This window comes from Pseudomonas sp. Pmew2 (assembly GCF_058129885.1).
The window spans coordinates 3091271-3103617 of sequence record NZ_CM176702.1 but is presented as its reverse complement, the minus strand read 5'-3'; the positions used below and the strand labels follow the sequence as shown (position 1 = coordinate 3103617).

Sequence of the window (12347 nt, the reverse complement as noted above, 5' to 3'; positions counted from 1 at the left end):
ATTCCGCTATAGCGGACAATGGTATGTAACAACGGAATAGACAGCAGAAAGTGTGCCATACGAGGCCTGCGAAAAACACCGCATAAAAATGTCGAGGCAAATCAAAAGGCTGGAGATGAAGGAGTTGATGGCTGGGTGATATTACGGCTTGAGGGCATCGCTACCATTTGTCACGTTTGAGTGGTAAGGCCCCACTCTTGTGCGCGCGCGCTGTCGAGTACGCAGTACTGGTGCAGGCGCAATGGTCGCGCCGCAGTGATGATAGGGGGGCAAAGCGCCACGAACTACTTGCCAATGCGGGAGCATTGGCAAGAGATTCAGTCAGAGGCAGGTAGCAATCGCAGCAGATCGCAAGGCGGACTGGGTATCGCCCTGCGGGGCGTAGAACTCGACAGCAGTGGCAGGACCTTTGGCGTGTACGTCTGCGAAATACCTGGATTCGGTAGTGAACACGGTGAAGCCGCCACCGGAAAGATCATGCAGGAACACATCTGAAGATGTGCCAAACATCGCTTCGTTCTGCCAGGTCACCTGAATGCACTGGGCAACGGCGGCATCCTGTTTGGCACTCGACAGGACCTTGAATGGCCCTGCCGCACGTGCTGAGTTTGAAGGCGCTGCGCACCCGGCCAGAACCGTTGCCGCAATCACCGTTGCGCTCGTCAAAAACAGAAGCTTCATGTCGTGCCTTCGCTAATGAAAAAGCCGATTCTAGCACTGCACGGGCCTATTACCCCTCAGCCAATTGCTCTTCGTATTCCTTCACGTATTCGCCAGCCAGGCTCTGTTTCTGCTTTTCATCAAGTAACTTGCCCGCCATCTGAAAGAACTTCTGCTCTTCTTCCTTCAAGTGGTGATGCACTTTTTCCGACAGCTTTTTCGCAGTCGCCAGCCAGGCCGGGCTCGACATCTCGGTTTCATCGAGCTCTTCCATCATCTCGTCCATTTCATGATGCTCGGAAATGGCATGGCGACTGAGGTCCACGCCGTTGTCGTGGGCCATCAGGGGAATGTAGAAAAACCGCTCTTCGGCTGTCTCGTGAGCCTGAAGCTCATCCTTGAGCTGTTTGTAGGCTTTTTCCCGTTCGACACTGTCGCCGCTGGTCTGGATCAGTGCGTCAGCGTAACCGCGCTGACGATCATGGCTTTCACGCAATGCTTCAAAGATATTCAAGGTCTTGTCTCCAGGTCGGCTTCCGGGAGCTGGAAGCATTGTGGACTAGACCCCTGGCGAAGATCAGCAGTTCCGAGAAATGCTGGCAAATGACTACTGCGCAATAACCGCAGGCTCAGGCCAGCTCGAAAACCACATCCTGAGCGCCTTCCCAAAGCGTCTTGACGCCCAGTTTGCGCAGGTTTTCCTTGCCTTGAGTGATGGTCAGAAAGTGATTGCCGGCCAGTTGCCCCATCTTGCTGGCGAAACAGCACGAACCGTACGCCAGGATAATCTCGGTTTCGCTGTAACCACCCGGATAAAACAGAATGTCGCCCACAGAAGGATGACTCGTTGCGTTCTCGAAACCGATCAACGTGTCATTCAGCTTCAGTTGATAATCATCCAGCGGCACCCAGCAGCCTTCGCCACTCCAGCGCACATGGATGAATTTCTGCCGATAAGGCAGCAGCTTGAGAAACGCTTCCACCGTTTGCGGCGCATCCGGATTGGCTTCGGCCAGAAACTCGTATCCGCCCGCGGTAATTTTGATGGTGGTCACTGCAACGACTCCTTGAAGGCAACAATGCTCAGAATGATGCGCAAGGATAAACGCGAGTCTTGTGAGGCGTCACGGAGTTCCGCTGCGCTCACAGGGACACACATCTGCAATCGTTGATCAAACAGAATTCCGCGTCAGATTTGACCCGCCGAGCAGTTTGGCGAATAGCCTATTCTCATGCGTTTCGCCCTGAAACTCATAACGTGGCGAACCTTTCACTTCATAACCCTGCCGCGGGTAAAACCCCAACGCGCGCGGGTTGCCAACCCAGACAGTCGCCCACATCAACGCCGCCTTTCTGGCCGTAGCGCGCTGCTCGGCGGCTTCGAGTAGCAGTCGCCCTGCTCCACATCCAGTGAAACGTTCCTGCACATAGAGGCGTTGCAACTCGGCAGCCGTCGATATGCCAAGCATCGGGTGATCGACGCACAGCGTAACCTGAGCGAAGCCGATCAGATGCCCTAGAGATTCAGCCACGATAATGAGCGTTTCCGGTTTGCCAAGCAGATGCGCAAACGCCTGCGGGGAGAACGCGTCGAGGGCTTCGCGTGCGATGGACTCACGGATGCCCTGCGTTGCGTAGGTGTCGAGAAAGACCTGCATGCCCAGCGCGCTCAGGCATATAGCGTCAGCGGGCACTGCTTCACGCAGGGCAATCGTCGATAAGAGAGGTTTGATTATCAAACAGGCAGGCCCCGGGTCAGGCAAACAGACACGCGAATCATACCCGACACACGGCCTGGCCCGGCAACAAGGCCGGGGCAAGCCGCCAGATCAGTCTCAGCGACCGGTCATGAGCGATTGCAGGCGAGCCTGAGCCTGCTGAGCGTTTTTGCCCTGCTCGTTCAGCTCTTGCAGCAATTTGTTGAGTTCAGCCTGTACGACCGGGTCCTTGACGGTTATCGCCGAACCGGAGATATCGATTTGCGATTTGTGCGCGCCCACATAATCGGCAACCTTGAGGCCGCTCGAAAACGTGCCCTTTATTTGCGGCAAGACTTCACGGAACGTGTTGGCGGGCACGCTCACAGTCCGGTCATAAGCCTTGTCATAAACGACTTTCAAGTCATCGGGCTGCTTGAGTTTGGCATGTGCCGCATCGGCCTTGCCCTGCTCGATGGTCAACTTCTCGCCGACTTCATCCAGACCTGTCTGCACGGCAGCCAGGTCTGCGCGACGTTGAATGACATCGCTTACCGAGCGAAAGGATCCTTTCTGCATCAAGCCAGCGAGAGGCTACACTGCAGTGTCCATGCCCGCGCCGAAGTCGGAAATAACGGCATAGTGCGAGCTGTAGTCACCAAAGTCTTTCTTTTCATCGTCCGTCAGTTTGGGAACGTGCACACCTGGCTTGTCGATAATTCGGGTTTGCAGGAACTGAGTGAACGCAGTGCGTTGTTCGGGCTCCTTATCCCCGCAGCCAGTCAGCAACAGGGGTAAAGCAACAGCCAGCAGCAAGACTGGACGGAAAAGGGACTTCATGTCAGGAACCTCCGGGTGATGAGAATGCGCGCTCATAGACACGGCCCGATGAACGCGAGCGTGCTTATAGTCTCGTCATCACCTCATCTAGTTCCGCGACGGGTGAATTTTGAGAAGTCCCGTCCCCAGACCGGCTCACGGAAAATCCGCTCCTTCTCAGCTATTTGAGTCAACAAACGCGAGTACTTCATAGCTTCGCCGCGACAGCACTAGCCAGGCAAAAGCTCGCCTCGCGGCCCCCGCCAGGAAAGTTCATTAAAATTTCTTCATGAGGTGAAGCGTTTCAGCGGCTAGTCTTCAGCGGACCGACAAAGTGAACAACAGGAGTCAATCACTATGTTTGCACACGAGGGCCTGGGCCTGATCCTTGTCTCCATCGTCTTTCTGCTCGGAGCGATTGCGATGTTCATTCACCCTTTCCACGCGCTGGGGAGCTGGTGCAGGAGGAAGCGGCAGGAACGGAAATCCGATTAGCTATCAATAAATTCGCCACAACAAGGAGGCCCGGTAATAGCCGGGCCTTGCAGCCTCACCCTCTCCCGCCTTCCTTCCCCCGCACAGCGCCAAGACTGTGTGCATACACAGTATTGTTGCGTTAAGTGCATCTAGCGGCAGGAGCATTAACCACTAGTTTGATACTAGCCAATTAACATTAAACAATGCCGCGCGCCATGCCTTACATCCGAGAACATTGTAAAGGAATGGCAAATTCTCAAAAATTAGTCATCAATCTGTGGCGTGATGTTTCCAGTATGATACGCTTTTGAAACTCTTTTATGTTGAACTAATGGCCACCAGCCAGTAGTATTGCGCGCAAAATGTCCCAACTAATTTGCCACTAGTGCTTACAGGGTAGTCATGACTAGTCAATCCATCAATGCGACTGCTTATCTTCGCAAATCGGCTGAAGACCACACTCCGAAGCCTACCCGCGTACTTGATTTCGGCAAATGCAGAGGCACCAGAAAAGGCCCGGTTCTTCTGATTGGCTCAGGTCAATCTGCCCGAAACTTCCCGATTCAAGATTTTTCGGACGTCCCCATGATTACCATGAACGGGGCGTTCTCGATGTTTGCAGAAACGAACATCAAACCATTGTTCTACGTGTGTACTGACCGGGACTTTCCCAATCAGCAGCCCGAGCTGTTCGCTGCGGCAATGCGCGAGAGCGAGAATGTCGGCCTCTGGGAAGACCAGTTCAGCTCCGGCATTCCCAGGCCTTCCGGGCGCGCCTATGCGCTGAAGAAATCACCGAGGTTATCCACGGTTGCGGCGCTCTGCTCACGAGACGACGCACTGGTCAGAAAAGTGTCTTTATGGAGTCATAGAAGCAGGGATATCGGCTTCAGCAAAAACCTGGAATTGGGGTTTTTCGACGCTCGCACGGTCATGTATCTCGCCTTGCAATTGTCTTATCACCTTGGTTTTGATAGCGTCTTTCTCGTGGGCTTCGATATGAATCAGTCTGCAGGCCGGTTCTATGAATCGTCGACAGACGTGTGCTCGCCTTGTGGACTGGACCAGCACTACGAATCAAGAATTCTCCCGTCACTGGAACTTATGTCGAAGCATGTAGTCGGGGATGATTTTCAAGTGTTCAATTTATCCGACAGCTCGCGAGTTCCGGATGAAGTCATTCCCAAGTTGAGCATTGATGAGGCCCGACTTAAAGTGAGCGTTGCCCATTACAACGCCAGCCGAACGTAAACGACCTCCCGATCAGTCAACTTGACGACCCTGTCTATTTCTTCTGCGACTTCCTTTGAAATCGCACCTGCCTCTGCCCTGCGCAAACGCCTTGAGCAATGCTAACCGACAGGCACCTGAGCGAACCGCAACGCAGACAACTCGGCAATCCGGCACTGTCCACCATGTCACTGCCGCCTGACCTATGCGACAATGCGCGCCAATGTCTGGGATGAACCCCCACATTCATATCCCGGCAACGCGGCCATGGCAGGCTGCCGTTGCTGTAGACGTATGCCTGTTGGATCAGCTCATGCTCAGGCGGAGCAGGCTGAACAGCTCCGGTCGTGTCTCGAACACGACACCGCTGACACCAGCGCTCCCCAGTTATTGCCCAAGTTATTGATAGGTAAAGTAATTGATCTCCACAGCTAACATCACGATGCAGTTCGGCCCCAAACCCTTGTTCGAGAATGTCTCGGTCAAGTTTGGCGCCGGTAACCGTTATGGCCTGATTGGCGCGAACGGCTGCGGCAAGTCCACCTTCATGAAAATCCTCGGTGGCGACCTCGAGCCTTCGGGCGGTCAGGTGATGCTGGAGCCGAACGTACGACTGGGTAAGCTGCGCCAGGATCAGTTCGCCTACGAAGAATTCACGGTACTCGACACCGTGATCATGGGCCATGAAGAGCTGTGGAAGGTCAAGGCCGAGCGCGACCGCATCTACTCGCTGCCGGAAATGAGCGAAGACGACGGCATGGCCGTGGCCGAGCTGGAAACCGAGTTTGCGGAAATGGACGGCTACACCGCCGAGTCCCGTGCCGGCGAACTGCTGCTGGGCCTGGGTATCGGCATCGAGCAGCACAACGGCCCGATGAGCGAAGTGTCGCCCGGCTGGAAGCTGCGCGTTCTGCTCGCGCAGGCACTGTTCTCCGATCCGGAAGTGCTGCTGCTCGACGAACCAACCAACCACCTGGACATCAACACCATTCGCTGGCTGGAAAACATCCTCACCCAGCGCAACAGCCTGATGATCATCATCTCCCACGACCGTCACTTCCTGAACAGCGTGTGCACGCACATGGCCGACCTGGATTACGGCGAGTTGCGCCTGTTCCCGGGCAACTATGACGAGTACATGACCGTCGCGACCCAGTCCCGCGAGCAATTGCTGTCCGACAACGCCAAGAAGAAGGCACAGATCTCCGAGCTGCAATCGTTCGTCAGCCGCTTTTCGGCCAACGCATCGAAAGCCAAGCAGGCCACGTCCCGAGCCAAGGCGATCGACAAGATCCAGCTGGCCGAGGTCAAGCCGTCCAGCCGTGTCAGCCCGTTCATTCGTTTCGAACAAACCAAAAAGCTGCACCGTCAGGCGGTCATTGTCGATCGCATGGCCAAAGGCTTCGATGGCAAGACACTGTTCAAGGACTTCAGCTTCCAGGTCGAAGCCGGCGAACGTGTTGCAATCATCGGTCCGAACGGCATCGGCAAGACCACCCTGCTACGCACCCTGGTCAACGAGTTGCAACCCGATGCAGGCACGGTCAAGTGGACCGAAGCAGCGGAAATCGGTTACTACGCTCAGGACCACGCTCACGATTTTGAAGACGAATCTACCCTCTTCGACTGGATGGGCCAGTGGACGCAAGGCGGCGAGCAAATGGTACGTGGCACTCTGGGCCGCATGCTGTTCTCCAATGACGAGATCCTCAAGTCGGTCAAAGTGATTTCCGGTGGTGAACAGGGCCGCATGCTGTTCGGCAAGCTGATCCTGCAAAAACCGAACGTGCTGGTGATGGACGAACCGACCAACCACCTGGACATGGAATCCATCGAAGCGCTGAACCTTGCGCTGGAAAACTACCCGGGCACCCTGATTTTCGTCAGCCACGACCGCGAGTTCGTGTCCTCGCTGGCAACCCGCATCATCGAACTCAGCCCAAGCGGCGTGATCGACTTCAGCGGTACCTACGACGACTACCTGCGCAGCCAGGGCGTTTCGTTCTAAGCCTGTCAGGCTGCCTCAACAAAAAGCCCTGTCTTGTGACAGGGCTTTTTATTTTCAAAACCGCTATTGGCCCGGCTGGCTGAGCATTTCAATCCACAGCGCACCCTTGCCCGAGGGCGCTTCGCTGACCCGCTGCAAGGCACCGTTCGCCGCAATGGCGTAACTGCCGACCTTGTCGCTTTTCTCACCGCTCACCAGCAACCAGCGCCCATTGGGTGACACCGCAATATTGCGTGGCTGTTTTTCCTGCACCAGATAGTTTTCGACAAACGTCACCTTGCCACTGGCAGGCTCGACCTTGAACACCGACAAGCTGCTGGTGGTGCGCTCGCTGATAAACAGCAACCTGCCATTCGGCGCGAGGCGAATGTCTGCCGCCCAGATACGCGGGGTGGGGTCATCCTTGAGATCATTGTTGCGCGCATCGCGGGCCTGCCCCGGCGCCAGATTCAAGCGTTTCGGGATACCGTCCGCCGTGCTTGTCTGCTTCAACGCACCGGTTTTCTGGTTGATCGCGAAGGCAGTGACGGTGCCACTCATTTCGCCAACCACGTACAGAAATTTGCCATCGGAAGAGAATGCCAAGTGGCGCGGGCCGGTACTCTCGGCAACCGCAACGTAGCCCTCGCCAATGGGAACAAGCTTGCCGTCTTTTGGCTCCAGCCGGTATTGCAGAACACGATCAACGCCAAGATTACCGGCGTATACAAAACGGTTGCTCGGGTCGGTGCGCACCGAATGCGCATGCATGCCGGTCTTGTAGGTCTGGATACTGTCGCTGGGGCGGTGTTGCGCATCGATGGGCTGTACGCTGAGCAAATCGGCACCATAGGATGCGCCGAACAGGAAGCGCCCGCTGCGATCGGTAGACAAATAGGCCAGGCTCTCGGCCAATGGTGCCTGGCTCAGCGGCTTGAGATGCCCTGTTGCAGGCTCGATGCTGAAACTCAGCACTTGATAAGGCTTGGAACGCAGCGCTGCAAATAACGCTTTGCCGTCCGGTGAGATGGCCATCGGATTGACCTGGTCTCCGGCTTTGGTCTGCTCGACCAGGCTGAGCGCGCCGCTCTGCTCATCCAGACGGTATTGGGATATAAGGCCGTCAGTGGGACTGGAAATGTAAGCAAACGTGGCTGCCTGGGCAGGCAGGCCAAACGAACAACCGACTGCAGCGGCCAGCAACAGAATATTTCTCATGGTGAACCTTTTTATTATTGTGGTGTGATCAGTCATCCTATGACCATATCTACAGAACAGCAACTGCCTGATAATCAGCCCGCATAAAACCGTTAGCCTGCTTTCTTTTAGTCACAGCGCACGCCATGATGAGGCACTCCCACCGCCTGCCAGCGAAGAGCCCAATGCCTGCCGCACACTCCGGTTCCATGACGATTACCCTGCAGATCGTTTCCATCGTTTTCTACACGTTCATCGCCTTCCTGTGCATCGGCCTGCCTATTGCGGTGCTGCCCGGCTATGTTCACGACCAGCTGGGTTTCAGCCCGTTGATTGCAGGCCTGACCATTGCCTCGCAATACCTGGCAACGCTGCTGAGTCGACCTTTTGCCGGCCGGGCGACCGACACGCTGGGCAGCAAGCGCTCTATCGTGTTCGGACTGTGGGGCATCGTCATCAGTGGCAGCATGACGTTACTGGCAACGCTGCTTCAGGAGTTTGCCACGCTGAGCCTGTCGATTCTGATCGTTGCGCGACTGTTTCTCGGCATTTCCCAAGGGCTTATCGGAGTTGGCACTATCAGTTGGTGCATCGGCAAGCTCGGCGCGGAACATACGGCCCGATCAATCTCGTGGAACGGCATCGCGTCCTATGGTGCGATAGCCATTGGTGCACCGCTGGGAGTGATTGTCATCGACGCCGTGGGTTTCAACAGCCTGGGGGGCGCCTTGATCGTGATGGCAGGGCTGGCACTTTGGCTGATCCGCAACAAGCCATCGGTACCGGTCGTAGTCGGTGAGCGCCTGCCCTATTGGTCAGTGTTCGGCCGGATCGCGCCTTATGGTCTGGGACTGACGTTGTCCTCCATCGGCTACGGCACGCTGACCACCTTCATCACCCTGTTTTATCTAAGCCGCGGCTGGGAAGGTGCGGCCTATTGCCTGAGCATGTTTGGCGTGTGCTTTATCCTCGCCCGCCTGCTGTTCATCGGTGCCATAAACCGCCTCGGCGGCTACAACGCGGCCATCGTCTGCATGGCTGTGGAGATCTGCGGACTGCTGATGCTCTGGCTTTCACCGAGCAGCGGCATTGCTCTGGCTGGGGCAGGACTGACCGGTGTGGGGCTTTCACTGGTCTACCCGGCGCTGGGCGTGGAAGCGATCAAAAGCGTACCTACCCCCAGCCGAGGCGCAGGCCTGAGTGCCTACGCTGTGTTCTTCGATCTGGCCCTGGCAATTGCCGGCCCTGTAATGGGGGCTATTGCCTTGGGTCAGGGCTATGACTGGATATTTTTTTACGCGGCGTTGCTGTCGGCGTGCGCGCTGGCGCTGACAATCTGGTTATCACGCCGCACCGCCAACCAAACATATCCAGCATGAACACTACCTTTAGCGCATAAGTTTTTTACTTGTAATTCCAATAGTTGGTAGCAAAAGTTTAAATCTCGCCACCGGTCGGTCAACTTCTTGACGCATCGGCCAACGACCTCTTGACTTCGTACTGCGGGCCTTGAAAACAGGCCCGCAAAGCGACCGTCGCCAGCCTTGGGGCGACGTCACTGAGCGTGGCAGTCTGGCGCCTTGATCCGTTTCGATTGCCTCCCTGCTGCCTGCCTGGCCGGGAGAGCTGTCATGAAAATTCGTTGTATTCATCTGTACCACACCCGTAATGTTCTGCCATTCATTATGCTGGCCATTATCCCGTCCTGTGCGGAGGGAGCCTGCGCACTTGGGTCCTCGACGTCGTCCGGCGTTCAAGTCTGCGACAGTGACATCAGCGGCTCATTTATCGGTCTGAGCGGCGATCACATTCTGATATTTCCCAAAGGCGGAACAGGCACGGTCGCCGGCGATATCAGCTATGGGTCAGGAATCGACAGCGTTGATATGCAGTCAGGCCGTATTCTCGGCAACGTAACCCAGAGTGCCGGAATCGACTCATTCACGTTGTCGGCGGGCGAGATCAGCGGCGGCCTGAACCAGGGCGACGGGCGAGATACCTTTCTGATGACCGGAGGCACCATCACTCGTGCGTTCGAGGACGGCGACGTTGCGGTGATGACCGGCGGCAGCATTGGCCGAGTTGACATGAAGCTCGACAACAACGTGTTCGAGATGTCCGGTGGCACGATCATCAACAACCTGGTAACCGGCTTTGGCAGGGATACGATCACCCTCTTGGGCGGCTCTGTGGGCGGCAATGTCAGCGTCAGCGGCGGCGACGACCTGATCACCCTCAGCGGTGGCGATATTCGTGGTGAAGTTCGTGCCAGCGCCGGTAATGACAGCTTCAATTGGCTGAACGGTGGCTACGCCCGCAACAGTGTGTTGATGGCCGACGGCGATGATGCGGCGCGGCTGTACAACCTGAGCGAATATTACCTGAGCGCCAACCCGCTGCTTGACGGCGGCCCTGGCAATGACGTGCTGACGCTTGATAACACTGTGTCTTTGCAGCCGGGTCGCTATGGCAACTGGGAGACCGTCAACCTGAGCAACGGCTCGCAGCTGGATCTGGCCGGTAAGCTGGTCCTTGGTGACGGCGTGAGTAACACCGGCGTTCTGAACATTGATTCCAGCAGTACGCTGATCTCGACCTCGGGCAGCATTGCGCCCTTCCGCGCAGCATCCCTCGCTTCATTAGAGAATGCCGGAACGCTGGACGTGCGCGATGCAGGCAGTGCGCTCACTGGCACATTGACGGTGAACGGCAATTACACCGGCCAGAACGGGCGGCTGCTGTTGCTCTCGGCACTGGGCGATGATGCATCCGCCAGCGACCGACTGGTGGTGGCACAGGGTAGGATCAGTGGTTCTACGCGCATGATCGTCAGCAACGCGGGTGGGCTGGGCGCCCTGCCCCTTGGCAACGGCATTGAAGTGGTACAAGCCATCAACGGTGCAACCAGCGATAGCAGCGCCTTTTCGTTGCAAAGTCCGCTGTCTGCAGGCGCTTATCAGTATTACCTGTTCAAGGGCGGCGCCACTGCCGGCTCGGAGAACAGCTGGTTCCTGCGCTCTGCGGTGATTGCGCCGCCAACGCCAGCGCCGCCCCCTGTAGAGCCCCTCCCCGAACCTGCACAGCCAACTCCCCAGCCAACTCCCCAGCCGACACCTGAGCCGACTCCCGAACCTGCTCCCGAGCCGACACCAACACCGCAACCTGTGCCCGCCCCGCTCCCAAACCCTGAGCCTGCGCCGACCACCCCGGCCCCGGTCCTCCCGGCAGCCGCACTGCCAGTGCCCGCGATCGGAACACCGCCACTGCCGGAACCCGTTCGCGGAGCCTCGCCCATCGCGTTGTACCGCCCCGAGGTCGCCAACTATTCAGTGGCAGCGCCAAGCGCTGCGGTCCTGGCGCTGAGTTCGCTGGGCACCTTTCATGAGCGCCAGGGTGATCAGGCGCTACTGACTGAATACGACATGGCGCCTGCCGGATGGGCACGTGTGTTTGGCAGCGACTTCAGGCAACGCTGGTCTGGAGACGTGAGCCCAGGCCTGGACGCTTCATTCAAGGGCTACCAGATCGGCCATGATCTGTATGCCTGGCACTTGGACAACGGGCGGAGCCAGCGCGTCGGGCTGTTCGTCGCGCATAACCGTCTGGATGGCAAAGTGCAGGGTTTTGCTGAGGGTTTCAGAAACTACGAAACAGGGCACCTGAAACTGAGCGGGCAAAGCCTGGGGGCCTACTGGACGCTGACGACACCCGGTGGCGGGTACGTTGACGCAGTCGCGATGTGCACTCGCCTGGACGGCCGCAGCCGCTCCGTCAGGGGCACAGGTGTCGACATTGAAGGCCATGTGATGAGCCTGTCTGCAGAGGCCGGGTATCCGCTGCCACTCTCACAGCGCTGGGTTGCAGAGCCTCAGCTACAGATCATCTACCAACGCATAGACCTTCAGGATCAGCATGACGGCATTGCCCATCTCGGATTCGACAGTCAGTCTTACACCACAGGGCGCATCGGCATACGTTTCAAGGGGCGCTATCAATTCAGTAGCGTACCGATAGCGCCTTATCTGCGAGCCAACCTCTGGCACACCAAAGACGGCCATGACACGCTGACATTCGATCATGCAGAGCAGATAAGAACCGAGCATCGATCAACGACGGGCAGTATCGGCGCCGGGATGATAGCGACATTGAGCAGCAAGGCCAGTCTGCACTGGAGCGCTGATTACCTTGTTGATCTGGGCGAACAAGGAACGGAGGGAGTAAACACCAGCCTGGGTTTCAGGCTGGTGTGGTAATGCGACCGTCAGCGCGGGGATGCGCCC

Annotated in this window: 9 protein-coding genes and 1 pseudogene; 4 read left to right on the top strand and 6 right to left on the bottom strand. The window is 57.1% G+C overall.

Annotated features, from left to right (window positions below; translation table 11 throughout):
- Positions 1 to 321: 321 nt before the first annotated feature.
- The 5 genes and pseudogenes from AC4ANK_RS14090 to AC4ANK_RS14070 all read right to left on the bottom strand — a co-directional run bounded on the left by AC4ANK_RS14090 (position 322) and on the right by AC4ANK_RS14070 (position 3197).
- A complete protein-coding gene (locus tag AC4ANK_RS14090) occupies positions 322 to 681 on the bottom strand; it encodes a hypothetical protein (RefSeq protein ID WP_002553698.1) in 360 nt (119 codons plus the stop codon).
- 49 nt (positions 682 to 730) lie between these two features.
- A complete protein-coding gene (locus AC4ANK_RS14085; RefSeq protein WP_002553697.1) occupies positions 731 to 1174 on the bottom strand; it encodes a hemerythrin domain-containing protein in 444 nt (147 codons plus the stop codon).
- A 115-nt stretch (positions 1175 to 1289) separates the two neighbouring features.
- Positions 1290 to 1715, bottom strand: coding sequence for a DUF3830 family protein (locus tag AC4ANK_RS14080; RefSeq protein ID WP_002553696.1), 426 nt, complete (start codon positions 1713 to 1715; stop codon positions 1290 to 1292).
- A gap of 117 nt (positions 1716 to 1832) precedes the next feature.
- The gene (locus tag AC4ANK_RS14075; protein ID WP_002553695.1) at positions 1833 to 2399 is read right to left on the bottom strand and encodes a GNAT family N-acetyltransferase; all 567 of its coding nucleotides are present in this window, start codon (positions 2397 to 2399) and stop codon (positions 1833 to 1835) included.
- A gap of 96 nt (positions 2400 to 2495) precedes the next feature.
- A pseudogene (locus tag AC4ANK_RS14070) lies at positions 2496 to 3197 on the bottom strand (DUF3053 domain-containing protein).
- Between the two features lie 858 nt (positions 3198 to 4055).
- On the opposite strand from AC4ANK_RS14070, the gene AC4ANK_RS14065 reads away from it, so the two are divergent.
- Both AC4ANK_RS14065 and AC4ANK_RS14060 read left to right on the top strand, forming a co-directional pair.
- Entirely contained in the window at positions 4056 to 4904 is an 849-nt protein-coding gene (locus AC4ANK_RS14065) for an LPS biosynthesis protein (protein ID WP_002553693.1), read from the top strand.
- 397 nt (positions 4905 to 5301) lie between these two features.
- Positions 5302 to 6891: an ABC-F family ATPase gene (locus AC4ANK_RS14060; protein WP_002553692.1), complete on the top strand. Its 1590-nt coding sequence runs from the start codon at positions 5302 to 5304 to the stop codon at positions 6889 to 6891.
- 63 nt (positions 6892 to 6954) lie between these two features.
- Here AC4ANK_RS14060 and AC4ANK_RS14055 read toward each other — a convergent pair whose 3' ends face one another.
- Positions 6955 to 8088, bottom strand: a complete 1134-nt coding sequence (locus AC4ANK_RS14055; RefSeq protein WP_031594787.1) for a lactonase family protein — start codon at positions 8086 to 8088, stop codon at positions 6955 to 6957.
- A gap of 164 nt (positions 8089 to 8252) precedes the next feature.
- Here AC4ANK_RS14055 and AC4ANK_RS14050 point away from each other — a divergent pair, with 164 nt between their 5' ends.
- Entirely contained in the window at positions 8253 to 9446 is a 1194-nt protein-coding gene (locus tag AC4ANK_RS14050; RefSeq protein WP_057442612.1) for an MFS transporter, read from the top strand.
- Positions 9447 to 9698: 252 nt separating this feature from the next.
- Positions 9699 to 12320, top strand: a complete 2622-nt coding sequence (locus AC4ANK_RS14045; RefSeq protein ID WP_095178867.1) for an autotransporter family protein — start codon at positions 9699 to 9701, stop codon at positions 12318 to 12320.
- Positions 12321 to 12347: the final 27 nt, after the last annotated feature.

Excerpts from the sequence above, each read along its gene's own strand:
- AC4ANK_RS14090 (WP_002553698.1), bottom strand. The coding sequence starts at position 681 with ATGAAGCTTCTGTTTTTGACGAGCGCAACGGTGATTGCGGCAACGGTT.
- AC4ANK_RS14065 (WP_002553693.1), top strand. The coding sequence starts at position 4,056 with ATGACTAGTCAATCCATCAATGCGACTGCTTATCTTCGCAAATCGGCT.
- AC4ANK_RS14055 (WP_031594787.1), bottom strand. The coding sequence starts at position 8,088 with ATGAGAAATATTCTGTTGCTGGCCGCTGCAGTCGGTTGTTCGTTTGGC.
- AC4ANK_RS14050 (WP_057442612.1), top strand. The coding sequence starts at position 8,253 with ATGCCTGCCGCACACTCCGGTTCCATGACGATTACCCTGCAGATCGTT.
- AC4ANK_RS14045 (WP_095178867.1), top strand. The coding sequence starts at position 9,699 with ATGAAAATTCGTTGTATTCATCTGTACCACACCCGTAATGTTCTGCCA.